Origin of the sequence: Aeromonas media, from assembly GCF_020423125.1 — a bacterium.
In the GTDB taxonomy this organism is placed as follows: Bacteria; Pseudomonadota; Gammaproteobacteria; order Enterobacterales; family Aeromonadaceae; genus Aeromonas; species Aeromonas media.
Map to the genome: position 1 here is coordinate 3,092,893 of NZ_CP075564.1, position 27,000 is coordinate 3,119,892.

The 27,000-nt window shown below is 58.7% G+C and carries 26 protein-coding genes; 21 read left to right on the top strand and 5 right to left on the bottom strand.

The annotated features are described in order from the left end of the window. Window positions 1-75: 75 nt before the first annotated feature. The 15 genes from KI797_RS14165 to KI797_RS14235 all read left to right on the top strand — a co-directional run bounded on the left by KI797_RS14165 (window position 76) and on the right by KI797_RS14235 (window position 14,426). Window positions 76-960 carry a hypothetical protein gene (locus KI797_RS14165; RefSeq protein ID WP_226169777.1) on the top strand — a complete coding sequence of 295 codons (885 nt, stop codon included), beginning with the start codon at window positions 76-78 and terminating at the stop codon, window positions 958-960. Between the two features lie 107 nt (window positions 961-1,067). Further along, window positions 1,068-1,289, top strand: coding sequence for a helix-turn-helix transcriptional regulator (locus tag KI797_RS14170; protein WP_226169779.1), 222 nt, complete (start codon window positions 1,068-1,070; stop codon window positions 1,287-1,289). A 9-nt stretch (window positions 1,290-1,298) separates the two neighbouring features. After that, entirely contained in the window at window positions 1,299-1,712 is a 414-nt protein-coding gene (locus KI797_RS14175) for a hypothetical protein (RefSeq protein ID WP_226169780.1), read from the top strand. 14 nt (window positions 1,713-1,726) lie between these two features. Beyond that, window positions 1,727-2,311, top strand: a complete 585-nt coding sequence (locus KI797_RS14180) for an ash family protein (RefSeq protein ID WP_226169782.1) — start codon at window positions 1,727-1,729, stop codon at window positions 2,309-2,311. Continuing rightward, on the top strand, window positions 2,308-2,466 hold the full coding sequence (locus KI797_RS14185) for a hypothetical protein (protein ID WP_226169783.1): 159 nt from the start codon (window positions 2,308-2,310) through the stop codon (window positions 2,464-2,466). The genes KI797_RS14180 and KI797_RS14185 overlap by 4 nt, the downstream gene beginning before the upstream one ends. After that, complete coding sequence (locus tag KI797_RS14190) at window positions 2,463-2,723, top strand: hypothetical protein (protein WP_226169784.1); 261 nt, start codon at window positions 2,463-2,465, stop codon at window positions 2,721-2,723. Before KI797_RS14185 ends, KI797_RS14190 begins: the two co-directional genes overlap by 4 nt. Then, complete coding sequence (locus KI797_RS14195) at window positions 2,716-2,874, top strand: hypothetical protein (RefSeq protein ID WP_226169785.1); 159 nt, start codon at window positions 2,716-2,718, stop codon at window positions 2,872-2,874. The genes KI797_RS14190 and KI797_RS14195 overlap by 8 nt, the downstream gene beginning before the upstream one ends. Then, window positions 2,867-3,223, top strand: coding sequence for a hypothetical protein (locus KI797_RS14200; protein ID WP_226169786.1), 357 nt, complete (start codon window positions 2,867-2,869; stop codon window positions 3,221-3,223). The genes KI797_RS14195 and KI797_RS14200 overlap by 8 nt, the downstream gene beginning before the upstream one ends. After that, a complete protein-coding gene (locus KI797_RS14205) occupies window positions 3,220-5,484 on the top strand; it encodes a DUF927 domain-containing protein (protein ID WP_226169787.1) in 2,265 nt (754 codons plus the stop codon). The genes KI797_RS14200 and KI797_RS14205 overlap by 4 nt, the downstream gene beginning before the upstream one ends. Window positions 5,485-5,890: 406 nt before the next feature. After that, complete coding sequence (locus KI797_RS14210) at window positions 5,891-6,781, top strand: RNA polymerase sigma factor sigma-70 region 4 domain-containing protein (protein ID WP_226169788.1); 891 nt, start codon at window positions 5,891-5,893, stop codon at window positions 6,779-6,781. 138 nt (window positions 6,782-6,919) lie between these two features. Further along, window positions 6,920-9,379 carry an EcoAI/FtnUII family type I restriction enzme subunit R gene (hsdR, locus tag KI797_RS14215; RefSeq protein WP_226169789.1) on the top strand — a complete coding sequence of 820 codons (2,460 nt, stop codon included), beginning with the start codon at window positions 6,920-6,922 and terminating at the stop codon, window positions 9,377-9,379. Window positions 9,380-9,478: 99 nt separating this feature from the next. Next, complete coding sequence (locus KI797_RS14220) at window positions 9,479-10,969, top strand: N-6 DNA methylase (RefSeq protein WP_226169791.1); 1,491 nt, start codon at window positions 9,479-9,481, stop codon at window positions 10,967-10,969. Continuing rightward, window positions 10,969-12,726, top strand: coding sequence for a restriction endonuclease subunit S (locus tag KI797_RS14225; RefSeq protein ID WP_226169793.1), 1,758 nt, complete (start codon window positions 10,969-10,971; stop codon window positions 12,724-12,726). The genes KI797_RS14220 and KI797_RS14225 overlap by 1 nt, the downstream gene beginning before the upstream one ends. A 258-nt stretch (window positions 12,727-12,984) precedes the next feature. Continuing rightward, window positions 12,985-13,776, top strand: a complete 792-nt coding sequence (locus KI797_RS14230; protein ID WP_226169795.1) for a hypothetical protein — start codon at window positions 12,985-12,987, stop codon at window positions 13,774-13,776. Between the two features lie 47 nt (window positions 13,777-13,823). After that, window positions 13,824-14,426: a hypothetical protein gene (locus KI797_RS14235; protein WP_226169797.1), complete on the top strand. Its 603-nt coding sequence runs from the start codon at window positions 13,824-13,826 to the stop codon at window positions 14,424-14,426. A 1,174-nt stretch (window positions 14,427-15,600) separates the two neighbouring features. On the opposite strand, the gene exuR is transcribed toward KI797_RS14235, so the two are convergent. From exuR to KI797_RS14255, 4 genes are all read right to left on the bottom strand, one after another. Continuing rightward, window positions 15,601-16,386 carry a transcriptional regulator ExuR gene (exuR, locus tag KI797_RS14240; RefSeq protein WP_214004480.1) on the bottom strand — a complete coding sequence of 262 codons (786 nt, stop codon included), beginning with the start codon at window positions 16,384-16,386 and terminating at the stop codon, window positions 15,601-15,603. A gap of 124 nt (window positions 16,387-16,510) precedes the next feature. Next, window positions 16,511-17,812, bottom strand: a complete 1,302-nt coding sequence (locus KI797_RS14245; RefSeq protein ID WP_043154537.1) for a TRAP transporter large permease — start codon at window positions 17,810-17,812, stop codon at window positions 16,511-16,513. Then, the gene (locus KI797_RS14250) at window positions 17,812-18,333 is read right to left on the bottom strand and encodes a TRAP transporter small permease (protein ID WP_226169799.1); all 522 of its coding nucleotides are present in this window, start codon (window positions 18,331-18,333) and stop codon (window positions 17,812-17,814) included. The genes KI797_RS14245 and KI797_RS14250 overlap by 1 nt, the downstream gene beginning before the upstream one ends. Window positions 18,334-18,377: 44 nt before the next feature. Beyond that, a complete protein-coding gene (locus KI797_RS14255; protein ID WP_226169801.1) occupies window positions 18,378-19,367 on the bottom strand; it encodes a TRAP transporter substrate-binding protein in 990 nt (329 codons plus the stop codon). Window positions 19,368-19,803: 436 nt separating this feature from the next. On the opposite strand from KI797_RS14255, the gene uxaC reads away from it, so the two are divergent. The 6 genes from uxaC (at window position 19,804) to KI797_RS14285 (ending at window position 26,426) form a co-directional block, all read left to right on the top strand. Next, on the top strand, window positions 19,804-21,216 hold the full coding sequence (gene uxaC, locus KI797_RS14260) for a glucuronate isomerase (RefSeq protein ID WP_226169803.1): 1,413 nt from the start codon (window positions 19,804-19,806) through the stop codon (window positions 21,214-21,216). A 122-nt stretch (window positions 21,217-21,338) separates the two neighbouring features. After that, the gene (locus KI797_RS14265) at window positions 21,339-22,802 is read left to right on the top strand and encodes a tagaturonate reductase (RefSeq protein WP_226169805.1); all 1,464 of its coding nucleotides are present in this window, start codon (window positions 21,339-21,341) and stop codon (window positions 22,800-22,802) included. Between the two features lie 9 nt (window positions 22,803-22,811). Continuing rightward, window positions 22,812-24,299: a UxaA family hydrolase gene (locus tag KI797_RS14270; protein ID WP_226169806.1), complete on the top strand. Its 1,488-nt coding sequence runs from the start codon at window positions 22,812-22,814 to the stop codon at window positions 24,297-24,299. Then, window positions 24,296-24,844: a YgjV family protein gene (locus KI797_RS14275; RefSeq protein WP_226169807.1), complete on the top strand. Its 549-nt coding sequence runs from the start codon at window positions 24,296-24,298 to the stop codon at window positions 24,842-24,844. Before KI797_RS14270 ends, KI797_RS14275 begins: the two co-directional genes overlap by 4 nt. A 21-nt stretch (window positions 24,845-24,865) precedes the next feature. Further along, window positions 24,866-25,813 carry a 2-dehydro-3-deoxygluconokinase gene (kdgK, locus tag KI797_RS14280; RefSeq protein ID WP_226169808.1) on the top strand — a complete coding sequence of 316 codons (948 nt, stop codon included), beginning with the start codon at window positions 24,866-24,868 and terminating at the stop codon, window positions 25,811-25,813. Then, entirely contained in the window at window positions 25,806-26,426 is a 621-nt protein-coding gene (locus tag KI797_RS14285; RefSeq protein ID WP_226169809.1) for a bifunctional 4-hydroxy-2-oxoglutarate aldolase/2-dehydro-3-deoxy-phosphogluconate aldolase, read from the top strand. Before kdgK ends, KI797_RS14285 begins: the two co-directional genes overlap by 8 nt. 133 nt (window positions 26,427-26,559) lie before the next feature. On the opposite strand, the gene KI797_RS14290 is transcribed toward KI797_RS14285, so the two are convergent. Next, window positions 26,560-27,000: a GNAT family N-acetyltransferase gene (locus KI797_RS14290; protein ID WP_226169810.1), complete on the bottom strand. Its 441-nt coding sequence runs from the start codon at window positions 26,998-27,000 to the stop codon at window positions 26,560-26,562.

The window sequence follows — 27,000 nt, forward strand, 5'->3', positions numbered from 1 at the left end:
CGACGGAGAGAAAAGCGGGATACCTTGCCAGCCTGACCCGGCCCCCATTCAAGGAAGCGTTAAGGTGACGCAACAATGAGTAAAAATACCCCATTACTACCGCTGGAATACTGCCGGATTGACCGAGCCGCGCGGTTACTAGAGTGCGAAGTTGAGGACATTCTTCATTGGTGCGCACTTGGAGCGATAGAAGGAGCAATCTGGCTATCTGCCGCACCTGCTCATGTTCTTTTCGTCAGAGACGGTAAGCTTGTTGAAGATGAAGATCCATATCTGGACCTTTTATATTCACTCCCCAGCCATGACGACAATGATCTCACCCCGCCGCCGCCTGTAGTGATTGGTTGTAATGCAACGCTCACCATACCTATTGCTCATGTAAAGCTCGCTCAACGATTGGGTATCTTTAAGCTCATAACAGCGACAGCCAGTGGCCTTTGGTCATTAGATAAGACTTTATTCGAAGGTATGTTGCTTGAACGCGAGACATTTTTAAGCGACTGGAGTCTTTTGCCCGCTGGATTTTATTACGGGCTCGACCGCGACTATGAATGTATCCTTCTTGAGCCGAGTGAAGATGAATCGCCCATAGATGCCAACCAGATATGGCTTATTAAGCGAGACCTGGAGCTGCTGAAAAAGCATATTGAATCAGGCGATCCAATCCCCAAAGAAGCATTTTTGAAGGCCCAACGGGCAAGCCGCAAAGCACCGCCCCCACATCCAATCGCTGAGCACCATGCAGCTAACAGAGAGCGCGTGCTGGCCGCTGCAATCCGCGCAAAGCTCAATCCCGCCTGGCAGAATGATCCCGACGATACTGCCGTGGATTGGGCAACCAAGGTCATAGACCACGAGCACGCTCTATTCGATGGCAAGAGATGCCCACTGGCACTCGGCACCGTTGAGAGGCTGCTTAGCACTGCCATGACGACTGGCAGGCCCTACAGGGTTAAATAACCACTGTCGGGTAGCCTTACTCCACGTAGCGTTAGGGTTACTCGACATCGAATTTCCTTCGTCTTGTGTTTCCATTGCCCCGTCAACAACGACCGAGGCGAACCAATATGGAACAACAATTTTCCCCCACCCCCACCGCACTGCGTTTTATTCGAGTGCGGGAGGCGATCAAGAAAACCGGCCTGAGCAAATCCAGTATTTACGACCTGATGGCCCAAGGCCAATTCCCCCAAACCATACGTCTGGGTGGGCGTTCAGTGGCATTCGTCGAGGCAGAAGTTGATGCCTGGATGGCGGAGCGTATCGCAGCTCGCAACGTGGCAGCATAGGGGGTAGATATGCAAAAAGAAAAAGGCCGCACCGCGAACGGCACGACCCAGCTTGAGCAGGGTCAGAATATCACCAAGTACGAATTGGTCGCCACCCACCTGCTGGAGCAGGGAGCCCAGGGCGTCAGCGCCTTGTCTGGCCTGGCTGGGCTCCATGACCTCAACTTGCGCAACAGCATTGGCCTGCTCCGTCGAAACCACGGGGTAGCTATTACGGATGCGTTCTTTGAGCACCAGCATAGCGGTGGTGGGACCACTCGCTTCAAGCGCTATTGGCTGGCCGACCGTGAGCAAGCCCACAAGCTGGTGGCTCTGATCAACCACTGGCGACACCAGCGCCAGGCAGCCCCACTGGCAGATGACTACGCCGCCATTCTGTGCGCTCGCACGCCGGCAGTCACTCCCCTCCCTCCCGCCGCCTAACCCCGAGGTATGCCATGAAAGAACAATATGGGCTCACTGCCCAGGGCGAAGCCTTGCCCAAATTCCAAGGGGTGGGCTTGTCCCACAACGTCCAACGGAGTACGATTCCTCTTGCAGCGGCAAAATCCGTTGCCGAGATTGGCGTCTCGAAAATATCTACGGAGCCGACCCACGCTCTTGCGTGGTTTTTTGTCGGTACTCGTTCCTCATTTCTTGGGGCGCTGCTGGCCTACCTGGTCGGTGGCCTCTACAGTGTTATGGCGGTTCGGGCGAGGGCCTCGAAAGGGGCGCTGGGTTCCGTAGTGACCAGTTACGCCAACCTTGTCCGGGCTGCCACCAGTTGGAGATTGGCGTCTTCCGGTGGCAGAGAAAATCTGACCACTACGGAGGCTGCCTTCATGGCTACTGTCCCCACCCCTGCTTTACCCAAAATCTTCACCTTCTTGATCCAGCGTCCTCGCGTCTGTCGTCTGGCCGAGCTTCGGCGTATCCGCACTATCGCCATCATCGCCAATACCGAGGCTCAAGCCCGCGCCAACTTGCCTGGCTTGTCGTTGGTGTTTATGTCCCGCACCCCTAGCAAGGGGGTGGCCGCATGACTCAATCCACTCCATCCCGCCTAGAGGCACTGCTCGAACAGTTTGCCGATGCCCTGGAGCAAACCGACCTATGCCGCCAAGATCGTGCGCAATTCAGCGCTTTGCTCAATGCCCTGCGTATTGAGGTTGGGCTCTGTCAGGAGGTGCTGGCATGACCTATTTCGCATGGGCCAACGGCAGCGAGCCAGCCACCTTCATTGGCCCCACTCACCCCCGTACCGGGAAACGTTCACAGCAGGGCAGCCTGAGCGCCTTCCTGTGGCGAAGTGATCGGGACCGTTTCATTGCCCAGACCAAGGGCGCCGCGGTGGCTGTCACCGCCAAGGAGGCTCGAGAACTAAAAGCCGGTTTGGATGACCGGGCGTTCAAGGAGCTGGTTGCCGTTCTGCTGGGAGGGACACTCCATGAATAATCGACTGATCAACACCCTGAATGGCCGGATGTGGCGCGAGTTGTCACGCAATCCACTACGCCCCGCGGTACTGCGGGAACTCTTCAAGCGGGTGACCAAGGCCCAGAAACAACCAGGTGAGAGCAATGCAACAGGGGGTTGCCATGACTGAGATAAATAAGCTGGTGGAGCAGTTGGCCCAGGCTTACCTGGCCGCCCGGGGCAATGTGTTTACTCACCTGGGGATCCAGCTCCCCCTTGCTGCTGACTCGCTGACGATGGCCATTCAGAACAACATCGTGGCCGCTCACCTGGAGAACGCCGGGGCGCAGCAGGGGCAGACCGATGCTTTGCTCATGTTGCGGCATATGGTGGTGAACGGGACTTTGACCCCGCTGGGCGCCTTGGTGGTGGATCAGATGTATTGCGCCTTCTGCGCCGATGTTCACCAGATGCTCGAAGAGGGAAAGGATCCCATGGTTGAGCTGGCGAGTGAGAGCAAGCTGAGGGCGATGCAATGACAGCGGTATACCAAGGGACTGCAGGCCCTAGTCATCAAAGCAGCCCGCCATCCCGGGCGGGCACCTTCCTCAAGTTTGCAGACCTGGACGATCTGCAGGTGGTCGTGATCCACACCGGCGAGCAAGCAAGTCGGGATGCCGGCATCAGGGCTACCCTGCAGCGCGCACACAACGAGGCAGTGGCCACCGACAACCCGATTGACCCGGAAGTGGAGCCAGAACAGGCACTGTATGTGGGGCCGAACCAGCTGGATGAAGGGGCTAGGCTCTACAAGATGGCCGATAGGGATGCCACCAAGAGGGTCATCGTTCACCAGTTCGGCAACCTGGCTCCCGAGAAAGCCAAGCGGCTGATCGTGGCTCTGCGTAAGCAAGCCCCCAAGGCCGAGCTCTACCGCGGCAACCCGGGCCAGAATGCCGAGCCCTGGCAACTGGTGGATGTGGTGGACTTCGAGCAGACACTGGCGGCAGACACCCAATTAGACGAGGCGCCTTGGTCAGACAAAGTGGCTCCGCTCCATCTGGTGAAAGGCAGCCCAGAGGAAGGGCCAGAGCTGCCAACAGGGTTCGAGGTGCGGGGCTCGCGCCTGTGCGCCCTGATGACAGTGGGCCGGGGTGAGGATGCCCGGCAAGAGTGGGTACCCATTGCCAGCCCCGTCCATGTGCTGGCAGAGACCGCTGATGAGCAAGGCCGAGGCTATGGCCGCTTGTTGGAGTGGCGGGACAGCGCGGGGCGGGTGCGCCAGTGGGCCATGCCGGTGCGTTCCCTGGTCCCGCGCAACGGTGAGGAGGTGTTTGCCGCGTTGCTGGATGCGGGTCTGCCCTTTATCGAGCTGAGCCATAAGCGCAGGCTGGCAGCCTACCTGATGAGCTGCCAGCCCAAGCGCCGTATCACCTGTGTCGAGCGCACAGGGTGGCATGGCCATGCCTATGTGCTGCCCGGTGGGTCCATTGGGCCGGATGCCGAGGGGGTCATTCTGCAGACCGCCGGCTACACCGCTAGCGACTTTACTGAGCGCGGTACCCTGGCCGGTTGGCAACAGGGGGTTGCAGGGCTGGCTGTGGGCAACTCCCGCCTCTGCTTTGCATTGTCACTCGCCTTTGCGGCTCCCTTGCTCTCCTTGGTAGGCATGGAGGGCGGTGGCTTCCACCTCAAGGGTGAGAGTACCGACGGCAAAACCACGGTGATGAAGGCGGCTGCCAGTGTCTATGGGTACCCGGATCGGTATTCCCAAACCTGGCGAGCCACCGGTAACGCCATCGAGGGGATCGCCAGTCGGCGCAATGATGCCTTGCTCTGTCTGGATGAACTGGGCGAGCTGGACGGCCGGGAAGCAGGCCAAACTGCCTACATGCTGGCCAACGGCCAAGGCAAGGGCCGCAGTAAGCAGGATGGTGAGCTGAGAGAGCGTAAGGCCTGGCGGTTGCTGTTCCTCTCCACCGGTGAGCTAAGTCTCGAGGACCATGCCGCCAGTGTCGGGAAGAGTACCCAGGCCGGGATGGAGGTGCGGACAATCCAGATCCCCAGCGATACCGGGCACCATGGCGCCTTTGAGTGGCTGCATGGCATGGATGGAGGGCGCAGCTTTGCCGACACCCTGAAAGCCAACACAGAAGCACACCACGGCATCGCTTTTCGCACCTATGCCCATGCCCTGACTCAGACCATGGATGAGCAGAGAGAGCGGCTGAGGGCCGAGATTAAGCAATTGGCAGCCGAGCTGACTCCCAAGGGCGCGGGTAATCAGGTTGGCCGAGCTATCAACCGGTTTGCGCTGGTGGCCGCAGCCGGGGAGCTGGCCACCCGATTGGGGGTGACCGGCTGGCCAGAGGGGGAAGCCATCAGGGCGGTGAGGGTCTGCCTCAAGGCTTGGCTGGCAGAACGGGGGCACTTGGGCAACCAGGAGGACGCTGCCACCTTGATGCAGGTACGTGGATTTGTCTTTGCCCACCAGTTCACACGCTTTGCCGACTGGTTCGACTCTAGCCATCGTCCTGCCAACATGGTGGGCTTTCGCAAGGTGGAGTCGGATGGGGTGAGCTTCTTTGTGCTGCCCCAGGGCTGGCTTGAGATCACCAAGGGGCGAGATCCCAAGCGAGCGGCCATCTTGAGCCTTGAGGCTGGCTATCTGCTGACAGGCAAAGACAAGAAGCGGCTCCAGCGACAGGTCAGATTGCCAGGCATGGGTAAGGGGATGAGGGTCTATGTGCTGGGTGAGCGAGTATTGGGTGATGAAGGGGATGGCTTGGAGGATGAATAACCTCAGCCAACAGGAACCAGAGGGCCACCGAGTGTGGCCCTTGCCTTTTCTGCCTCAGGCGCGCGCGTGAAAGAAGAAACAAAAATGGTGGCTACAGTGGCTACACCACAACAAAACACCTCTGTAGGCCTTATGTATCAAGGGATAGAGGTGTAGCCACTAGGTTGATTTTTAGTGGCTACACAATGGCTACAGTGGCTACAAAAAGGGGCTGTAGCCACAGAGTAAGAGCCGTGTAGCCACCTGTAGCCACCACTTTTTGGGGTAGTGGCTACACGACAAACCCAGCAATGGCGCGGTCTAGAGGGGAGTTGTAGCCGCGTAGCCGCTGTAGCCACCGTTTTTTTCATACATAGAGTGCAGACAGCCGATCGAGATCACACTTTTACTGCAACAGGGGGTTGCCTTGAGATTGACCAACGAACAACGAGAGCTGGTGCTTGAATTGCGCCGCCGTAATTCACTTAGTGAAGTCGCCGAGATAGCCGGCCTGCCATTGGGTACCGTGAAGTCCATCATCAGCCGGTCGGGGCTGTTTGCTGATAACCCAAGGCACCGAGCCATGTTTACCCTGCCACCACGACAAAGCTGCAGGGAGACCTTGCCGGCGGCTCCTGAGCTGCCACCCCAGCTGGTGGTGACAGGTGACAAGGAAATCGATGCCCTGCTATGGCTACGCCAGGTGATAGAGACTGGTGACCCGGGCCGCATTGAAAAAGCCAAGGAGGCGGCATGCCGGATATCCACCCCACTCGAGGAACTGGAGACACGTTACGGTAAGTGGCTGGTGGCCAGTACTGGGCATGTCATGGCGGGCCTTGGCAGCATCGGCTTTGCCAATCTTGATAGCCTGGCTGAGCGCATCATCAAACGACGAGCCCGGGAGGCCGAGGCGATCGGGCGCTTTGGGGATGAACTGTGGGATGACACGCCGGCGGAGATATTTTGTCTGGAGAGTCTGCGAACAGTTGAGCGGGTGAAATGGGACTACCCGCCGGAACAAGTGGCCGATCGGTTCAAAGCTCTACCCGAACTGATGCCGCACACTTTGAGTGACTGCCTTCACGAGCTGGCCTACTGGAATGACCTTCACTGCCTGCGAAAGGCCTGTGATACCAGTGGCGATTACGAGCACCGCATGGAGTCGTCTGCCCGAGACTGGTTCATCTTCGGTCAGCTGGCAGAGCTACGGCCGCGGACCCGGGATGAAGCCAAGGACACCCTCCGCTACCTGATGGTCAGCGATCGCCAAGGTATGCCAGAGGCGGACCGGATCCTGGAAAACCTCGTCAGCTAGTGGGGGTCAGTAATGCTTGGGGACCATGTCGTCCCAAGGCGTCTCAATTAGTATCCTTAATGAGTCCAAGATCAACCAAATTTGGCTGATTCTATGAGATGATTTCGACTAATTCTGTCCCGTATACGGAAATCACTCATGGCCGAGATCAACAAGGCAACCCTCACCGAAGCCGACATCATATCCAAATACTTGTTGCCTGCTATCAAGGCCGCGGGGTGGGATGACCTGACCCAGATCCGCCAGGAGGTGAAACTGCGGGACGGTAAAGTGGTGGTACGTGGCCAGATGGCGGCCCGCAAGAAGGTGAAATCGGCCGATATCGTGCTCTATCACAAGATGGGCTTGCCATTGGCGGTAATCGAGGCCAAAGCCAACAAGCATGAGATCGGTAAGGGCATGCAACAGGGGCTCGACTATGCCCGCATGCTGGATGTGCCCTTTGTCTTTGCCAGCAACGGTGACGGTTTCATTTTCCATGACAAAACTAATGGTCAGCAGCTGGAGACCGAGGTCTCGCTAGTTGATTTCCCCACCCCCGATCAGTTGTGGGACAAGTTCTGTAGCTGGAAAGGTTACACATCAGCTCAACTACCCATGATCAGCCAGGACTATTATTCAGATGGTAGCGACAAGAGCCCTCGTTACTATCAACTGCAGGCTATAAACAAAACCATAGAGGCTATATCTGCCGGCGAGGATAGAGTGCTGTTGGTGATGGCTACCGGTACCGGCAAGACCTATACCGCTTTTCAAATCATCTGGCGCTTGTGGAAGGCCAAAGCCAAGAAGCGCATCCTATTCCTTGCCGACCGTAATATCCTGGTGGATCAGACTAAGCAGAACGATTTTCAGCCCTTCGGCTCAGCGATGACCAAGGTGACGGGTCGCACCGTTGATCCAGCTTTTGAAATTCATCTTGCCCTCTACCAAGCTCTGACTGGACCAGAAGAGGCTCAGAAAGCTTTCAAACAAGTCTCTCCGGATTTCTTCGACCTCATCATCATCGACGAGTGTCACCGCGGTAGTGCTGCCGAGGATAGTGCCTGGCGCGAGATCCTCGAATACTTCTCATCGGCCACACAGATTGGCTTGACAGCCACTCCCAAAGAAACCGAAACCGTCTCCAGCACCGATTACTTCGGTGACCCCGTCTATACCTATTCTCTGAAAGAAGGGATAGAGGATGGCTTTCTTGCCCCTTACAAGGTGGTGCGGGTCGATATCGACGTGGACCTGCAAGGGTGGCGGCCCACTAAGGGGCAGTTGGATAAACAGGGTAACGAGATAGCAGATCGCATCTACAACCAGAAGGACTTCGACCGCACCCTGGTGATTGACGAACGCACCCAGCTGGTGGCCGAGACCATAACGAACTACCTCAAGAAAACCGATCCAATGGCAAAGACCATTGTCTTCTGTAACGACATCGATCATGCCGATAGGATGCGACGGGCGTTGGTCAACCTCAATCCAGAGCAGATGGCCAAGGACGAGCGCTACGTGATGAAAATCACCGGTGATGATGATCTTGGCAAGGCGCAGCTCGATAACTTCATCAACCCCAAGAGGGCATATCCTGTCATCGCCACGACTTCCGAGCTGATGAGCACAGGGGTGGATGCCAAAACGTGCAAGCTGGTAGTGCTCGATCAGAACATTCAGTCCATGACTAAGTTCAAGCAGATTATTGGCCGTGGAACCCGCATAGACGATAAGTACGGCAAGCTCTGGTTCACCATCCTCGACTTCAAGAAGGCCACGGAGCTGTTTGCCGATCCTCGTTTTGATGGTGATCCTGTACGAGTCATCGTTACCAAGCCGGAAGCCATTAATGACCCAGATGATGGCCTTAGTGACATCATCGATGGTGCAGACCCCTTACCAGCAGATGAGGGAGGTGATGGAAGTGAGCCGGGAGCGGCTGGCAATACTGGGGAAGGAGAAGGAACCTATACCACAGGTAGCGCGGGTGGTAGCCAGGGTGGCCCCTTTGACCCGACAGGCGATCCTCAGTCGGAAGTCCGCAAGTTTTTTGTCAATGGGGTTCCTGTCAGTATCATTGCCGAGCGGGTGCAGTATTACGATGCCGATGGCAAGCTGGTGACCGAGTCGTTCAAGGATTACACCCGTAAGACCCTGCTCAAGGAGTGCGCCACCCTTGATGACTTCACTAGACGTTGGCAGGCTGCTGAGCGCAAGCAGGCCATCATGGATGAGCTGGCCCAGGCTGGGGTGTTGTGGGAAGTCCTGAGTGCCGAAGTGGGTCAAGAGCTCGACCCGTTCGACCTTATCTGCCATGTGGTATACGATCAGCCGCCGCTGACCCGCCGCGAGCGGGCCGACAACGTCAAAAAGCGTAACTACTTCACCAAGTACAACGAGACCGCTCAGCAGGTGCTGACCAATCTGCTCGACAAGTATGCTGACCAAGGCGTTACCGAAATAGAAACCAAGGATGCGCTCAAAGTCGCCCCCTTTACCGAGCTGGGGCGCCCGTTGGAGTTGGCCAAGAAAGGCTTTGGTGGTCCCCAGCAATTTGAGCAGGCCATCACTGAGCTGGAACAAGAGATCTACCGCGAGCAGCAACGCGCCTGACGATCTCCCGGCAATAGAACCGTAACCCGAGTGGCCATACAGACTATGGCCACTCGTTTTTATCGATGTTTCTGACGTCTTCGCAAGAAAGAGAAAACCATGTCATCCATCAGTTCTGTCATCAAATCTATCCAGGACATCATGCGCAAGGACGCCGGTATCGACGGCGATGCCCAGCGCCTAGGCCAGCTCTCCTGGCTGCTGTTTCTTAAAATCTTCGATGCCCAAGAAGAGGAGTTGGAATTTGAACAGGGCAGTGATTATCGCCACCCCATTCCCGAGCGCTTCTTATGGCGCAACTGGGCAGCCGATGGTGAAGGGATCACTGGTGATGAACTGCTCGACTTCATCAACGACGATCTGTTTGATAGCCTGAAAAACCTGCCTGTCAGCATCAAACTCAATCCCCGTGGCTTTGTGGTGAAAGAGGCGTTCTCCGATGCCTTCAACTACATGAAAAACGGCACTCTGCTGCGCCAGGTGATCAACAAGCTCAACGAAATCGACTTTACCGACAGCAGCGAGCGCCACCTGTTTGGTGATATCTACGAGCAAATCCTGCGTGACCTTCAGAGCGCAGGTAACGCCGGTGAGTTTTACACCCCGCGCGCAGTGACCCGCTTTATGGTCAACCGTATCGACCCCAAACTGGGGGAGAGGATCATGGACCCGGCTTGCGGTACCGGTGGTTTCCTGGCTTGTGCGTTTGACCATGTGAAAGAGCGTTACGTCCAGTCAGTCGGCGACCACCAAACTCTGCAGCAACAGATCCTGGGGGTTGAGAAGAAGCAACTGCCGCACCTGCTTTGCACCACCAATATGCTGCTTCATGGCATTGAGGTACCGGTTCAGGTTCGCCACGGTAACACCCTCAATCAACCGCTCTCCAGTTGGGACAGCGATGTCGATGTCATCCTGAGTAACCCACCATTCGGTGGCACCGAAGAGGACGGCATCGAGCAGAACTTCCCTGCAGATATGCGCACCCGTGAGACTGCCGACCTGTTCCTGCAGCTCATCATCGAGGTGCTGAAAAAAGGCGGCCGCGCCGCCGTGGTGCTGCCCGATGGGACCCTGTTTGGCGAAGGGGTCAAGACCAAGATCAAGCAACTGCTCACCAGCGAGTGCAACCTGCACACCATAGTGCGGCTGCCCAACGGCGTCTTTGCCCCCTATACCGGTATCAAGACCAATATCCTCTTCTTCACCAAAGGCCTGCCAACCAAAGATATCTGGTTCTATGAGCATCCCTACCCGGCCGGGGCCAAAAGCTACAGCAAAACCAAGCCAATGAGGTTTGAGGAGTTCGAGACCGAGATCGCTTGGTGGGGTGACGAGGCAGATGGCTTTGCCGCCCGGGTTGAGACCGAACAAGCCTGGAAGGTGGGCATCGATACCATCATCGAGCGCAACTTCAACCTCGATATCAAGAACCCTCATGTGGGCGAGCAGATAAGTCACGACCCGGACGAGCTACTGGCGCGCTATGCAGCAGAGCAGGCTGATATTCAGGCCCTGCGCGATCAGCTGAAAGCCATTCTTGGGGAAGCTCTCGGCAAGGGCGAAGCCAAGCAGAGGGAGCAGGCGTAATGACGATCGAGAACCTGATTACCGACCACCTGGATCTCTGGACTGCAGCGGTGCGCCCTAAAAGCAGTGCGGGGCGCGGCAGCAACAGCAAGCTGGTGCTCACCGGTATTAAAAAGTTGCGCGAGCTGATTCTGGAGCTGGCGGTACGCGGCAAACTGGTGCCACAAGACCCCAGCGATGAACCCGCCTCCGCGCTGCTTGAGCGCATTGCCATCGAAAAAGCGCGGCTGGTGAAAGAGGGAAAAATTAAAATGCCCAAAGCTTTGCCGGAAATTAGCGAGGAAGAGAAGCCGTTTGAATTACCGGAGGGGTGGGAGTGGGTCAAGCTGGAGGGAATCGGTCATGATCATGGCCAGAAGGTTCCAGATTCTTCTTTTACGTACATCGACGTTGGTGCAATTAACAAAGATATTGGTGTTATTGACTCAGCAACCATTGTCGCAGCCTGTGACGCACCATCTAGAGCAAGAAAAATAGTAAAGCTAGGGACAGTTATTTACTCTACTATTAGACCCTACCTTCTGAATATAGCAGTTATTGATGAAAAATTTTCTCCAGAGCCAATTGCGAGCACTGCATTTGCAATTATTCACCCATTTGATGGTGTTTTAAGTCGCTATGTATATAGGTATCTGCGCTCACCATGTTTTGTAAGTTATGTTGAAAGTGTTCAAACAGGAATCGCCTATCCGGCGATTAATGATAAGCAGTTTTTTAATGGAGTAATTCCACTTCCTCCAACAGAAGAACAACACCGCATTGTCGCCAAAGTGGATGAGTTAATGGCCCTTTGCGACCAACTTGAGCAGCGCAGCGAATCGCAGCTGGCGGCCCATCAGACGCTGGTGGAGACCCTGCTGGCGACCCTGAACGATTCCAGCGATGCCGATGAGCTAGCGCAAAACTGGGCACGGCTAAACACCCACTTTGACACCCTCTTCACCACCGAGGCGAGTATAGACGCCCTCAAGCAGACAGTCCTGCAACTGGCTGTGATGGGCAAGCTGGTGCCGCAAGACCCGAGCGATGAACCCGCCTCCGTCCTGCTGGAACGCATCGCTACCGAAAAGACACAGCTGGTCAAAGAGAAGAAAATCAAAAAAGAGAAACCGCTACCTGCGATTAGTGAAGACGAAAAGCCGTTTGAACTACCGCTGGGATGGGTATGGTCAAGAATATGTGAGTCCTCTCTATTTTGTGAGTATGGAAGTTCAGAGAAAACGGTCAGCGAACTATCAGATGGTATACCTGTTCTAAAAATGGGGGATATTCAAGAAGGGAAGGTTGTTTTGGGCTGTCATCAGGTCGTCTCATCAAAGATTGATGATCTACCCAACTTATACCTGAAGCAAGGCGATGTTTTATACAACCGAACTAATAGTGCAGAGCTTGTTGGTAAAACAGGTATGTTTAATGGGAATGATGATACATATACATTTGCATCATATCTTATCCGTATTCGTTGTAGCATTAATAATGTCAGACCAGAATATCTGACATTATGTATGAATAGCCCTTTATTTAGAAAAACTCAGATTGAACCTCATATCAAGCAGCAATGTGGGCAAGCAAATGTAAATGGGACACTGATGAAAAGCATGCTTGTATCGATTCCTCCATATAATGAGCAGGTTCTCATACTGCAGAAAGTAAATGAGCTAATGACCCTCTGCGATCAACTAAAATTCCGCCTGCAAATCAACCAGCAGACCCAGCTTGCCCTGGCCGAGACGCTGGTGGAAGGTGCCCTAGCCTGACCACTGGCAGGGCACCGAATTATCTTAGCCTCTCAACGCGATCGCCACCAAACAACAACCCCGGCGTAAGTTGCAAGCAACCAAGCGGCCGGGGTCATGTTGTGGGCAACCATAGAGCGAAGTTCCAAATCCAGTCAAACATTTTGCCCCATTTTGTGACGGATCAGCTGGTAGTCGTGTGGGTATTCAAGCAGGATCTTGAAGGCTTTTCTCCGTGGAGATAGCCTGCCTGAAATATCGATACGACAAGGAGTTGAGATGCTGCATGCCATTTTGCATGGCAAGGCCGGGAGAGTTGAACAAGGTGGCCAGTCTCTCCGTTGGCGTGAGCTGTTCAAGCGTAACGAGGACTTGCTGACAGCCACCTTCTTTGGGCGACTCCCCTACTTATCAAATGGTGCTTTCGAAACAGTGCTGGGTTGCCTGATTGGATTTGAGCAGGCAAAGCGGCTAGCACCTACTTTCATTGAAATTGAACTCTGGTCTCGCCTCACTGAGTGGGAAGAGCGTGGGTATGTCGAGCCCGATGTGATCCTGCGTTTTGAGAATGAGCTGGTGATGATTGAGGTCAAGCCACCCTTCGGCGATGGCCAGTACCAAGACCAGTGGCGAGCACAGATGACGGCGCTTAGTGTCGAAACTGAGTATCAGGAATATGAGCGGATTCATTTCGTCGCTCTCGGTAATACCCTGCCAGCCCCTTTGCCTACAGATGAACACCCCAAGCGTTTTGCACCCATGACCCAACTGGAGTGGAGCGATCTTCGTCGCTTACTGCAGAACAACCCTATGTTTACCAGTTGCCGGCAAGACGAAGCGATCTGTCAGGACTGGATGGAGGCTTTCAGCCTATTTGGCATGTTGCCATCTGCTCCAAGTTGGCAACCCCTATTGGATTATGCCAGTGCGCCCTCATTGGACCTGGCCGTCGCCTGTCAGCAGTTGTCATTGAACGTCAAGATGCCAGCTCAGGATAACTGGGCTCCCCTGATGAGCTTCGCCAACGATTTGACTTTGGATTACCACCTGCTGGCCACCAGTATTCAATAAGTTGCTTTCACTATCACAGGTCAGATTGACCGATTAAGGATTTTCGGATGACTCATGAATTAGCTCAGGCAGAACGATTGGTCGAACAGCTGGGGCAAGCCCACCGCCTGGCGGCCGGTTTCTACCAGCGGATCTTGCCGCTGTTTGATCAGATTGCCCAAGAGTCTATTGATGCCACATTCTGGTATTGGAAACCCAGTGAGAATGGCCGCCCTTGTTCTGGAAGCTCCAGACCTTCCAGTTCCTGGGTATGGGACTATATCCCGCTGTTTGCCTCCACTCATGGTTACCGCACTTGGGATGGTGACAAGGCCCGTGCTGGCGATATGACTTTGGCGCTGCGGCTCTATGTCGATGACGCCTTCAAGAAGGGCTCATCTCAGAGAGGGAATAGCAAAGGCATGCCAGATCCCTTAGAGCTGAAAATGGGGAAGGCGGTAGTGGAGGTGAACCTGTTCCGCTGTACTCAGGATAGTGAGCTTCATTTCGATGAGCTGTGGAGCGACATTCCTTGGCCTGAGCCAACAGAACAGTGGACTACCGCAGCCCAGCACCAAGAGGTTGAGTATTGCGTGCGCCATGTGCCACTGGCTGAGCTGTTGGCCGACCCTACGGTGGTTACTCGGTGGATCAAGAGCCGGTTGGAGTAACTGCCCCATAGGACCCAGCCCCTTATGTAATGAGCCCAGAGGGTCAGATACGGCTGAAGTTCATCGGCCAGCACAATTTGGGAGGCATACTTCAGCCAAATTCGGCTATGCTCCCTGCCGTCACCTGGTGGGCCCTGTTCATGCGGCACCATTCCCTGGCCATTAGCTGTGCTCACCAGGTGGCCCTCTGAATCGGCAGCGGCGTGATTTCCCTAATACAGCCAAGCTCCACCGCTCCTATAGCGGTAACTCTGCACCTAACTCGACAGAATCCTCTGATCCCCTGGCCACAACCGGCCGCAAACTCCGCGCCTATGCAGGCAGCAAGCCAAAGGAGTCATGGAGCGTTTCTGCTACGGCAAGTGAGGCAATTGCCACAACTACCGGATGAACCATCCCTCCTGGGCCGGCAGCCTGCCCCTCTTACCGTCAGCGCAGTCCTTTTATAACTGCGCACTACAAACTGCGCAAATTGCGCACTTCTCTGCGCACAAGCCGCTGTGCAAAATCGAAAAACAATGGTGATGAAATATTGGAGGAGCCAGGTTTGGTAAGGGCTGGAGGAGTAGGTGGAGGCTTGGAGAGTGCGCAGTTGCGCAGCCCAGTGAAAAACGAAATACATCGGCGGGAAGAGCAACACCGCGAGTAATTATCGTGGGATCCGTGTCATAGGGATTTGAACCCGCATCCCGAGAAGTGCGTCGCGAGCACTCGAATTAGCCGGCAGCCTGACTGGCTTTTCCGCGGGGTAGACCGGTACGCCTCAATGGCAAAAATGTGGGGTGGCTTATTCACCAGTAACACCAATAGCAACATCACCGCCCTGACATACACAGCTAAATCATTTAAAATCAACAGCATGCATTATTGATTCAGACTCCCCCAGCACTAAACGTTTGGAAAGGGCCACTTCGCAAGAAGTGGCCCTTTTTGTATCCTTTTTCTCACTGTCAGAGGATGTATCCGCCCCGCGAGCGCAGTGTATCTCCAGACCAGGGGCCAAAGGCTCCGCGGGTCGTGACTGCATTTGACATGAGCCAGCTCCAGGTGGTGTGGCCAGCAAAAACCGGCGAGTGGAGCAGCAATTTGCCCGGGAGCTGTGGGCTACGCCATCAGCCCAGCGCCTCTATGGGGTTGAAAGCAACCTCGAGGATTCGCCCCCGAGAGCCTTCCACTAGCCGTTGGCAGTGGAATGCTGGGTCAGATGCACGACGGGATTTTCGGAGAAGAGGTAGCGGTCATCCTCCATTTCGTCATCGAAGATGGTGGCCTGGAAGAGCATCTGCTTGGTGTTCTCCAGGTGCTGCCACATGGCCAGCTTGGCCGCCTGCGGATCCTTGCGCATCAGGGCCTTGAGGATCTGGTCGTGATCGTCGCACCAGCTGGAGATAGCCTTGTCGTCGATATGCTCGTGGAGCTTGCGCCAGTAGGGGTTGCGCTCGCGATGCAGCCAGAGCTGCTCGGTCAGGATCACCAGCACGGAGTTCTGGGTCGCCTTGGCCACCTGGATATGGAACTGCTTGTCCCACTCCGAATCGCGGGCGCGATCCTCCTTGCGGGCCAGGGCCTGGATCTTCAGCAGCTCCATGATGTCCTGCTTGGTCACCTGGGTCGCGGCAAACTCGGCGATGTTGCTCTCCAGCAGTTGCCTGGCTTGCAGCAGCTCGAAGGGGCCCGCCGTCAACAGGGCATCATCCAGGGTGGGAGTCGCTTCGGCATACTGGCTCTCCCGGGCGATCACGTGGATCCCGGACCCTTTCTGCACCGCCACCAGCCCTTCCACTTCCAGCATGATGATGGCCTCGCGCACCACGGTACGACTCACATCCATCTCCTCGGCAATCAGCCGCTCGGCCGGCAGACGCTCGCCAACTTGATAACGCTGGCTGGCAATGCGTTGTTTCAGCTCGGCGGCGACTTTCTGATAGAGACGCTTTGATTCAACCAAGTCCATATTCATCTCACTCACACCCCAGCCTCATACTATTCAAGTGCCGGGACTGTCCCCCGGATACGGTAACTTGTTATACCAATTTACATGAAAATGAACAAGTGAGCCCTGGGCTCACTTGCTCTCTCATGACTCAGTGCATGCCAAACAGCCCCGGCAGGAAGAGGCTGAGTGACGGTATGTAGGTCACCGCCATCAGGCTCAGCAGCAAGACGAAGAAGAAGGGCAGCATGGGCCGGATCAGGGCCTGCAGCTTGACCCCCGAGACCGAGCACCCCACAAAAAGCGCACTGCCCACCGGCGGTGTACAGAGCCCGATACAGAGGTTGAAGATCATCATGATGCCGAAGTGGACCGGATCCATGCCGAGCTCGGTGACGATGGGCAGGAAGATCGGGGTGAAGATCAGCACCGCCGGAGTCATGTCCATGAAGACGCCCACGATGAGCAGGATCACGTTGATGATGAGCAGGATGACCAGGGGGTTATCGGAGACATTCATCAAGGCGTCGCTGATGGTGTAGGGGATGTCGGCATTGGTCATGGCCCAGGACATGCCCACCGAGATGCCGATCAGCAGCAGCACGATGGCGGTGGTGATGACCGAGTCCAGCATGATGGCCGGCAGATCCTTGAACTTCACTTCGCGGTAGATGAGCACCGAGAGCACGAAGGTGTAGACCACGGCGATGGCGGAGGCTTCGGTGGCGGTGAAGATGCCCCCCAGGATCCCGCCCATGACCACCACCACCAGCAGCAGGCTGGGGATGGCATCCCAGAAGGCGCGCATCACCATGGCAAAGGAGGGCCGCTCCGCAACCGGGTAGCCACGGCGCTTGGCGATGATGGCTCCCACGGCCATGATGCTGAGCCCCATCAGGATGCCGGGGACGTAACCGGCCATGAACAGGGTGGCCACCGAGATGCCGCCGGCGGTCAGGGCGTAGATGATGAGCACGTTGGAGGGCGGGATCAGCAGACCCGTGATGCAGGAGGTCACGTTGATGGCCGCCGAATAAGCCGGATCATAGCCGGACTTCTTCTGCATGGGGGCCATGGTGCCACCCACCGCGGCCGCGGCTGCCACCGCCGACCCCGAGATGGAGCCGAACAGCATGTTGGCCATGACGTTGACGTGGCCGAGCGAGCCCGGCATGCGACCCACCAGCACCTGAGAGAAGTTGATAAGCCGCTGGGCGATGCCGCCGCAGTTCATCAGGGTCCCCGCCAGGATGAAGAAGGGGATCGCCAGCAGGGAGAAGCTGTCGAGGCCGGTGGCCATCTTCTGGCCGACCACCGCAAGAATGGTTTCCATCGGTAGCATCATCATGCCGGAGGCCAGGGTCGCCAGACCGATGGAGAAAGAGATGGGCACGCCCGCGAACACCAACACGAAGAAGGAGCCGAACATGACCAGGGCTATGGTCCAATCCATCAGATGTTCTCCTCTGAGGGGGCAAGATCGGGGGTGGGCGCCAGACTGTCGAACAGGGTCTCCAGCATGAAGAGCACACAGTAATAACTGATGATGAGGCCGCTCAGGGGCAGCACAGCGTAGACATAGGCCATCGGCAGTTGCATGGCCGGGGAGACCTGGCCGGTGCTGTAGACCTTGGTCACCAGGGTCAGGCCGCCCCACATCATGGCGCCGCTGGAAAACAGCAGCACGCAGAGATCCACGAACAGCTGGTTGGCGAGCTTGCGCCCTCCCTTGAGGTCGGAAACGAACAGGTCGATGCTGAGGTGGCGACGCTTGCCGGTGGCGTAGGCCGCCCCCAGTAATCCCACCCAGATCATGCTGAAGCGGGCTATCTCGTCGGTCATGGTGCTCGGCTGTGCCAGCACGTAGCGGCTGAACACCTGCCAGACCACGCAGACCACCAGCATGGCCATCACGGCGACGGTAAACCCGGCGAGCAACCTGTCGATGGGTTGCTTGAACTTTTCAAGACGCATTGCGGTTCTCCCGGGAGGGCGATCTCGTCGCCCTCCCCTCATGATTACTGACCGGCTTCATTCTCGATCTTGGTGAGCCACTCACCGCGTACCGGATCCTTGCGGAAATCGTCATACAGGGAGGCCAGCGCAGTGCGGAAAGCCTCCTTGTCGACCTGGATGAAGGTGGCCCCCGCGTCAGTTGCCTGCTTGCGAGATGCCGCGACCTCCTTGTCCCACAGCTCCTGTTCGTAGGTTTCCGAGTGCTTGGCGGCAGTGGTGAGGATGGCCTTCTGCTCGTCGGAAAGCTTGTCCAGCACCTTGCTCGAGATCACCAGGAAGTCGGGCACAGAAGTGTGCTGATCTTCGGCGTAGAACTTGGCCACCTCGACGTGACGAGTCTGCACGTAGGAGGGCTCGTTGTTCTCGGCGCCGTCGATGACCCCTTGCTGCAGTGCGGTGTAGACCTCGCCGAAGGGGATCGGGGCCGGGGCCGCACCCAACAGTTCGATCAGCTTGATGGTGGTGGGGGTCGCGACCACCCGGATCTTCATCCCCTTCATGTCGGCCGGGGTGTGAATAGGCTTGTTGGCGTAGAAGCTGCGGGTCCCCGCCACGTAGGCTGCGATGGAGACGAAGCCCTTGTCGCGGGTCTGGGCCATCATGGATTCGCCCACGGGGCCGTAAATGACCTTGTTGAAGTGAGCCTGATCCTTGAACAGGTAAGGCAGGCTGAAGATGGAGAAGGCGGGCGAGAAGGGTTCCATCTCGCTGGCACTGGCCTTGGTCATGTCCAGGGCACCGTTTTGCAGCAACTCCAGGGTTTCACGGGGACCGCCCATCTGACCACCCGGGTAGATGCGCAGCTTCATCTTGCCGTCGGAGGCGGTGCTGATCTCCTTGGCCATCTGGGCCAGCGCCTGGTGTACCACATGGTTGGTGTCCAGGTTATGGGCCAGCTTCAGCGTCACTCTCTCCATGGCATGGGAAGAGAAGGCTGTCAGGGCCAGGGGGGCGGCCATCAGGATGGCGGCGGCGATGGTTTTCATTTTCATTGGAGCGGGACCTCAAGTGTGTGCGTTTATCTGCTAGACCTCTTCCCTGAGGAGTCAGTCTTAATGTCCTACATCTTTGTGATGCACACTGTAATTGGTAGAACATCTATGAATATTGAGAACCATCACAAAAACGGCATACCCCCACAAATGGGCTGTGATAAACCCAACGCAGGTCACATTTTCCCCATCCACAAGAGTAAAAAGGTGTCATACAAACCTCTCATCCAGCCTCTTCATCCTCTTTCCCGCTCTTTCTCACCCTGTTAGGCACCATTGAAGGCCCTCTTTGAGACTCAAAATGGTTTAATTCGACGATTTTGTGAGCCAACCGGTGTTTTTTCAATATGGTGACTGGACGAGATGTCTGGCAATGAGAATAATTGGTCCAACAACTATCTCCACTTCACCGAGCACTCTCGTAGGGAGCAAGCGAATGACCGCCTTCATGACCGATGACTTTCTGCTGGATACCGAATTCTCGCGCCAGCTTTATCACGGCTTCGCCGCCGGACAGCCCATTTTCGACTATCACTGCCACCTGCCGCCCCAGCTGATTGCCGAGGATCACCGCTTCGCCAACCTGTATGAGATCTGGCTCAAGGGGGATCACTACAAGTGGCGCGCCATGCGCTCGAACGGGGTGGATGAACGCTTCTGCACCGGGGATGCCGACGACTACGCCAAGTTCGAGGCCTGGGCCCGCACCGTGCCCCACACCATCGGCAACCCCCTCTATCACTGGACCCATCTTGAGCTCAAGCGTCCCTTTGGCATCACGGGCCAGCTGCTGGGGCCGCAGACCGCACAGGCCATCTGGCACCAGTGCAACGACAAGCTGGCCCAGCCCGACTTCTCGGCCCGCGGCATCATGAAACAGATGAACGTCAAGATGGTGGGCACCACGGATGATCCCGTCGACGATCTGCGCCACCACGCCGCCATCGCTGCCGACGGCGGCTTCGACATCAAGGTGCTGCCGAGCTGGCGTCCGGACAAGGCGTTCAACATCGACGCCGACGGCTTTGCCGACTACCTGGCCGAGCTCGGCCGGGTCAGCGACATCCAGATCCGCACCTTTGCCGATCTGACCCGGGCCCTCGGCGTGCGGCTGGATCACTTCGCCGCCCACGGCTGCAAGATTGCCGACCATGCCCTGGACGAGGTGCCCTTCGGCCAGGCCAGCGAACAGGCGCTCGACGCCATGCTGACTCGCCGTCTGGGGGGCGCCGTGCTGGAGAGCGCCGATGTGGCCGCCTTCAAGAGCGCCGTGCTGCTCTATCTGGCGGGCGAATACCACCGACGCGGCTGGGTGCAGCAGTACCACATCGGGGCGCTGCGCAACAACAACAGCCGCCGCCTGCTGACCCTGGGGCCGGACACCGGCTTTGACTCCATCCACGACGCTCCCGTGGCCAAGGCCCTCTCCCGCCTGCTCGACGCCCAGGACGCGCAAGGGACGCTGCCCAAGACCATCCTCTACTGCCTGAACCCGAGGGACAACGAGGTACTCGGCACCATGATCGGCAACTTCCAGGGGGACAACCTCCCCGGCAAGATGCAGTTCGGCTCGGGCTGGTGGTTCAACGATCAGAAGGATGGCATGGAGCGCCAGATGACCCAGCTCGCCCAGCTCGGCCTGCTCAGTCGCTTCGTCGGTATGCTGACCGACAGTCGCAGCTTCCTCTCCTACACCCGTCACGAATACTTCCGCCGCATCCTGTGCCGCATGATCGGGCGCTGGGTCGCGGACGGCGAGGCCCCGGCCGATCTCGCGCTGCTGGGCCAGATGGTGGAGAACATCTGCTTCCACAACGCCCGCGACTACTTCGCCATCGAGCTGAACTGACCAGAAATGAAAAAAGAGGCGGCGGGCATGCCCCGCCGCCGGAGCGGACCATTCCATGGGTCAAACCGCGCCCATCACCCATATCCGCCACAGGGGCACAGCCCCATGAGGACCACAACAAGATGCAACGCCTGAATCGTGATGCCTTCCCGGGGGCCCAATATCCGGACCGCGTGATCCAGTTTGGCGAGGGGAATTTCCTGCGCGCCTTCATCGACTGGCAGCTGGACCTGCTCAACGATCACACCCGCCTCGACGCCGGCGTGGTGATCGTGCGCCCCATCGACAGCGACTTTCCCCCCAGCCTGAGCACTCAGGACGGTCTCTACACCACCGTCATCCGCGGGCTGGACGAGTCCGGCAAAGCCATCAGCACCCAGCGCCTGATCCGCAGCGTCAACCGCGAACTGAGCTGCTACCGCCAGTTCGACGAGGTGCTGGCACTGGCGCGCAACCCGGATATCCGCTTCCTCTTCTCCAACACCACGGAAGCCGGGATCAGCTATCACGCCGACGACCAGTTCGACGACGCCCCGCCTGCGAGCTTCCCGGCCAAGCTGACCCGCTTGCTGTTCGAGCGCTTCAGTCACTTTGACGGCGCCGCCGACAAGGGCTGGGTGCTGCTGCCGTGCGAGCTCATCGACTACAACGGCGACGCCCTGCGCGAACTGGTGCTGCGCTACGCCGCCCAGTGGCAGTTGCCCGACACCTTCCAGACCTGGCTGCTCGAGCACAACACCTTCTGCTCCACCCTGGTGGATCGCATCGTCACCGGCTTCCCCCGGGACGAGCACACCGAGCTGCAGGCGCAGTTCGGCTATCAGGATCAGTTCGTGGTCACCGCCGAGCACTTCTACCTGCTGGTGATCCAGGGGCCCGAGTGGCTGGCGAGCGCCCTCTGCCTCGATCAGCTGCCCGCCGGGCAGGCGCTCAACATCCTCATCGTCGACGACATCAAGCCCTACAAGGAGCGCAAGGTCGCCATCCTCAACGGCGCTCACACCGCCCTGGTGCCGGTCGCCTTTCTGGCCGGCCTCGATACGGTGGGCGAGGCCATGGCCGACGAGGAAATTGGCGAGTTCGTCGAGCGCATCATGCGCGATGAGATAGTGCCGACCTTGAGCCTGCCTCAAGAAGAGCTGATCTCCTTCGCCCGCGACGTGCAGGGGCGCTTTCGCAACCCCTTCATCAAGCACCAGCTGCTCTCCATCGCCCTGAACGGCATGACCAAGTTCCGCACCCGCCTGCTGCCACAGCTGCTGACCTATCAACAGCAGCAGGGCACCCTGGCGCCGCGTCTGAGCTTCGCCCTCGCCGCGCTGCTCGCCTTCTATCGCGGTGATCGCAACGGCCAAGCCTATCCGCTGCAGGACGATCAACCCTGGCTCGACGCCTACGCCCGCCTCTGGCCTGCGGTGGAGCGCGGCGAGATCTCCCAGCGCGCCCTGGTGCAAGAGGTGCTCGGCCAGGAGGCCCACTGGGGCCAGTCCCTGTGCGAGGTGCCCGGCCTGGTCGAGCGGGTCGATCTCTGCCTGACCCGGATCCGCGAGCAGGGCCTGCGCGCGGCGCTGGCCGCCTGCTGCTAAGGAGAGACCATGCAAGCCGTGATTCGCATCCACCCCGCCGACAATGTGCTGGTGACCCTGAGAGAGCTCGCCGCCGGTGAGCAGATAGCGCACGAAGGTGTTTCCTTCACCCTGAGCGACCCCCTCCCCCGCGGCCACAAGCTGGCGCTGGTGGCCCTCTCCGAAGGGGACCAGATCATCAAGTACGGTCTGTCCATCGGCCACGCCACCCGCGCCATCGCGGCGGGGGAGCATATCCATCACCACAATCTCGCCACCAACCTCAGCGATCTCGACGAATACAGCTACCAGCCGGAGCTCATCGACGTCAGCACCGCGCTGCCGGACCGGGAGATCCAGGTCTACCGCCGCCACGACGGCCAGGTCGGCATTCGCAACGAGCTGTGGATCCTGCCCACCGTGGGCTGCGTCAACGCCCTCGCCAAACAGATGAAGCAACAGCTCGAGCGCGACACCGATCTCGGCGCCATCGACGGGGTGCACCTGTTCAGCCACCAGTACGGCTGCTCCCAACTCGGTCAGGATCACCTCAACACCCGCACCCTGCTGCAAAACCTGGTGCATCACCCCAACTCGGGGGGGGTTCTGGTGGTGGGGCTCGGCTGCGAGAACAACCAGATCGCCGCCTTCAGGGAGACCCTGGGCCCGGTCGATGCCGCCCGAGTGCGCTTCATGGTGTGCCAGCAGCACGATGACGAGGTGGAGCACGGGCTGGGGCTGCTGCGCGAGCTGCTCGCGCAGATGCAGGAAGACAGGCGCCAACCCGGTCGGCTCGGCGAGCTCAAATTCGGGCTGGAGTGCGGCGGCTCGGACGGACTCTCCGGGATCACCGCCAATCCGCTGCTCGGCTGCTTCTCCGACTATGTGATCCAGCATGGGGGCAGCTCGGTGCTCACCGAGGTGCCGGAAATGTTTGGCGCCGAGCGAATCCTGATGTCCCGCTGCCAGGACGAGCAGACCTTCGACAAGACGGTGCAGATGGTCAACGACTTCAAGCAGTACTTCATCGACCACCAGCAACCCATCTACGAGAACCCCTCCCCCGGCAACAAGGCGGGCGGCATCTCGACCCTGGAGGAGAAATCCCTCGGCTGCACCCAGAAGGCGGGGCACAGCCAGGTGGTGGACGTGCTGCCCTACGGCGCCCGCTTGCAGCGCCCCGGGCTGAACCTGCTGAGCGCCCCGGGCAACGACGCCGTCGCCACCAGCGCCCTGGCTGGCGCAGGCTGCCACATGGTGCTGTTCAGTACCGGGCGCGGCACCCCTTACGGTGGCCCGGCCCCCACGGTCAAGCTCGCCACCAACAGCGATCTGGCCAGGCGCAAGCCGCACTGGATCGACTTCAATGCCGGCACCCTGATTGAGGGCACCCCCATGAGCAGTCTGCTTGCCCAGTTCATCGACCTCATCGTCGACATCGCCAACGGCAAGCCGACCTGCAACGAGCGCAACGACTTCCGGGAGCTGGCCATCTTCAAGAGTGGTGTCACCCTGTGAGTCTCGAGCTTGGCTGGCTGCAACCGGTCTGGACCCTGATTGAACAGCAGCCCCTGGCGCAAGGCATCGGCCTTGCCGCCATGCTGGTCGGGGTGAGCGCCTTCCTGCAACGGGACGACAGCCGCTTTCGCTGGCGGCTGTGCCTCTACCAGGGGGCCATCGCGGTCCACTTCCTGCTGATGGGTGCCAGCACGGCGGCTCTCAGTGCCGCCCTCAGCTGTGGTCGCACCATCGCCTCGGGGCGCACCCGCAGCCCCTGGGTGATGCTCTTTTTCCTCGTGCTGGTGTGGGTGCTGGGCATCCCCGGGATCACCAGTGCGGTGCAGTGGCTCCCCATCATCGGCACCACCATCGGCACTTGGGGCCTGTTCCGGACCCGCGGGCTGGCGCTGCGGCTGTGCATGCTGGCGGGCGGCCTGTTCTGGACCAGCCACAACATACTGATCGGCTCCATCGGCGGCAGCCTAATTGAGACCACCTTCCTGTTCGTCAACTGCCACACCATGTATCGCATGTGGCGTCATCCCCTGGCGAACCCCCTGTAACGATTGCAAGGAGTCGAAACCATGACCCGACAGATAGCCGTCATCGGCGAATGCATGGTGGAGCTGCGCCGAGCCGGGCAAGGCCTGCTGGCACAAGGTTTCGGGGGCGACACCCTCAACACCGCCCTCTATCTCGCCCGCCTGGGGAGCCAGGCGCTCGCGGTGCACTATGTCACGGCCCTCGGCCAGGACGGGTTCAGCAGCCAGATGCTGGCCGCCTGGCAGCAAGAGGGAATCCACACCGACTGGGTGCAGCGCCTGGCTGACAAGGCCCCCGGTCTCTATCTCATCGACACCGCGGCCAACGGCGAGCGCTCGTTCACCTACTGGCGCAGCGACGCCGCCGCCCGCTACTGGCTGGCGCAACCCGAGGGCGAGGCCATTCTCGCCGCCCTGGGCCAGTGTGATCTTGTCTACGTGAGCGGCATCAGCCTGGCCATCCTGCCGCCCGCCTCGCGCCAGCGCCTGCTGGAAGGACTCGCCGCAGCGCGCGCCCGGGGGGCCAGAATTGCCTTTGACAACAACTACCGCCCCCGTCTCTGGCAAGACAAGGAGACAGCCAAAGAGGCCTACACCGCCATCCTGCGCCTGGCGGACATCGCCCTGCTGACCCTGGATGACGAGCAGGCACTCTGGGGCGACGAGGAGGTCGAAACCTGCCTCGTCCGCAGCCAGGGCTTCGGGGTGGGTGAGATCGTCGTCAAGCGCGGCTCTGAGCCTTGCCTGGTGGTCACTGCAGCGCAGCGGATCGAAATCGCCACCCTGCGGTTGTCCGCCGAACAGGTGATCGACACCACGGCGGCGGGCGACTCATTCAGCGCCGGTTATCTCACCGCACGCCTGCAAGGGGCCGGTGTCGCCGACGCCGCCCGGGCAGGCCACCGCCTGGCGGCGGCCGTCATCCAGTATCCGGGGGCCATCATTCCCCCCTCCCACATGCCATCACTCAAGGAAACGCACCATGTCTGATCTCATCGCCCGCCTCGAAGCCCTCAAGGTGATCCCCGTCATCGCGCTGAAAGATGCTGCCCAGGCCGTCTCCCTCGCCCGGGTGCTGGTGGAAAATGGCCTGCCCGCCGCCGAGGTGACCTTCCGCACCCCCGCCGCCGCCGAGGCCATCCGCCAGATGCGCGCGGCCTACCCGGATCTGCTGATCGGGGCCGGCACCGTGCTCAACCGCGAGCAGGTGGACGCGGCCGTTGCGGCAGGCGCCGACTTCATCGTCAGCCCCGGCTTCAACCCGACTACGGTACAGTACTGCCTGGACAAGGACGTCACCATCATCCCCGGGGTCAACAGCCCCAGCCTGGTGGAGCAGGCCATGGAGATGGGGCTGCGCCACCTCAAGTTCTTCCCAGCCGAGCAGTCTGGCGGCACCGCCATGCTCAAGGCCCTGGGCGCCGTCTATCCGGTGCGCTTCATGCCCACCGGCGGCGTGACGCCAGCTAATCTAAAGGAGTATATGGGGCTGAATGCCGTGATCGCCTGCGGCGGCACCTGGATGGTGCCAGCCAAGCTCATCGACGAGGGCAAGTGGGAAGAGCTGGCCGCCCTGGTAAGAGAGGCCGTGGCGGCACTGTGATCATCGGTTGAGCGAGGGAAGGTCTGCCCTCCCCCGGATGTGTTGAAGAGCCACTTCCCGCGAAGTGGCTTTTTTATGCCCTGCCAGGGCTGGAGATCAATATGCGGTGCGGTTGCCACAGCCCGCCAGCGGCTTATTCCCCTGCGGCATCGGGCGTCAGCACCAGCCTGCGCCAGGGCCCCGTGATGTCACAGTGCCCCGTTTCATCCGTATTTTGCCAGCCCAGACGATGGTAGAACGCCAGCGCCGTCGTATTGCGGGTTGCCACCTTGAGGGATGCCGGGGGTTTGTGTCCGGCGAGCCCGGCGGCCAGCAAGGCTCGCCCCATTCCCTGGCCATGCCAGTCGGCCACCATATAGAGGTGATGCACGAAGCTGTCTTGACCCCAGATGGAGACAAATCCGCAGGGAGTGCCGCCCTTCTCTGCCACCCAGATCTGCTCACCTTGGGTCTGCTCGGCAAAATCCTCCAGCCTAAACAGGGAGGGCTCGACCCAATGGAATGCCTGTCGCCTTCCCTTGAGGAACAGTTGCGCCAGCATGGGTTCATCTGCATCTCGCATCATTCTGATCAT

Excerpts from the sequence above, each read along its gene's own strand:
- KI797_RS14230 (WP_226169795.1), top strand. The coding sequence starts at position 12,985 with ATGCTGCATGCCATTTTGCATGGCAAGGCCGGGAGAGTTGAACAAGGT.
- KI797_RS14170 (WP_226169779.1), top strand. The coding sequence starts at position 1,068 with ATGGAACAACAATTTTCCCCCACCCCCACCGCACTGCGTTTTATTCGA.
- KI797_RS14265 (WP_226169805.1), top strand. The coding sequence starts at position 21,339 with ATGCAACGCCTGAATCGTGATGCCTTCCCGGGGGCCCAATATCCGGAC.
- KI797_RS14290 (WP_226169810.1), bottom strand. The coding sequence starts at position 27,000 with ATGATCAGAATGATGCGAGATGCAGATGAACCCATGCTGGCGCAACTG.
- KI797_RS14250 (WP_226169799.1), bottom strand. The coding sequence starts at position 18,333 with ATGCGTCTTGAAAAGTTCAAGCAACCCATCGACAGGTTGCTCGCCGGG.
- KI797_RS14185 (WP_226169783.1), top strand. The coding sequence starts at position 2,308 with ATGACTCAATCCACTCCATCCCGCCTAGAGGCACTGCTCGAACAGTTT.
- KI797_RS14205 (WP_226169787.1), top strand. The coding sequence starts at position 3,220 with ATGACAGCGGTATACCAAGGGACTGCAGGCCCTAGTCATCAAAGCAGC.
- hsdR (WP_226169789.1), top strand. The coding sequence starts at position 6,920 with ATGGCCGAGATCAACAAGGCAACCCTCACCGAAGCCGACATCATATCC.
- exuR (WP_214004480.1), bottom strand. The coding sequence starts at position 16,386 with ATGAATATGGACTTGGTTGAATCAAAGCGTCTCTATCAGAAAGTCGCC.
- KI797_RS14225 (WP_226169793.1), top strand. The coding sequence starts at position 10,969 with ATGACGATCGAGAACCTGATTACCGACCACCTGGATCTCTGGACTGCA.
- KI797_RS14165 (WP_226169777.1), top strand. The coding sequence starts at position 76 with ATGAGTAAAAATACCCCATTACTACCGCTGGAATACTGCCGGATTGAC.
- kdgK (WP_226169808.1), top strand. The coding sequence starts at position 24,866 with ATGACCCGACAGATAGCCGTCATCGGCGAATGCATGGTGGAGCTGCGC.
- KI797_RS14200 (WP_226169786.1), top strand. The coding sequence starts at position 2,867 with ATGACTGAGATAAATAAGCTGGTGGAGCAGTTGGCCCAGGCTTACCTG.
- KI797_RS14175 (WP_226169780.1), top strand. The coding sequence starts at position 1,299 with ATGCAAAAAGAAAAAGGCCGCACCGCGAACGGCACGACCCAGCTTGAG.
- KI797_RS14255 (WP_226169801.1), bottom strand. The coding sequence starts at position 19,367 with ATGAAAATGAAAACCATCGCCGCCGCCATCCTGATGGCCGCCCCCCTG.
- KI797_RS14285 (WP_226169809.1), top strand. The coding sequence starts at position 25,806 with ATGTCTGATCTCATCGCCCGCCTCGAAGCCCTCAAGGTGATCCCCGTC.
- KI797_RS14235 (WP_226169797.1), top strand. The coding sequence starts at position 13,824 with ATGACTCATGAATTAGCTCAGGCAGAACGATTGGTCGAACAGCTGGGG.
- KI797_RS14180 (WP_226169782.1), top strand. The coding sequence starts at position 1,727 with ATGAAAGAACAATATGGGCTCACTGCCCAGGGCGAAGCCTTGCCCAAA.
- KI797_RS14220 (WP_226169791.1), top strand. The coding sequence starts at position 9,479 with ATGTCATCCATCAGTTCTGTCATCAAATCTATCCAGGACATCATGCGC.
- KI797_RS14190 (WP_226169784.1), top strand. The coding sequence starts at position 2,463 with ATGACCTATTTCGCATGGGCCAACGGCAGCGAGCCAGCCACCTTCATT.
- uxaC (WP_226169803.1), top strand. The coding sequence starts at position 19,804 with ATGACCGCCTTCATGACCGATGACTTTCTGCTGGATACCGAATTCTCG.
- KI797_RS14245 (WP_043154537.1), bottom strand. The coding sequence starts at position 17,812 with ATGGATTGGACCATAGCCCTGGTCATGTTCGGCTCCTTCTTCGTGTTG.
- KI797_RS14195 (WP_226169785.1), top strand. The coding sequence starts at position 2,716 with ATGAATAATCGACTGATCAACACCCTGAATGGCCGGATGTGGCGCGAG.
- KI797_RS14270 (WP_226169806.1), top strand. The coding sequence starts at position 22,812 with ATGCAAGCCGTGATTCGCATCCACCCCGCCGACAATGTGCTGGTGACC.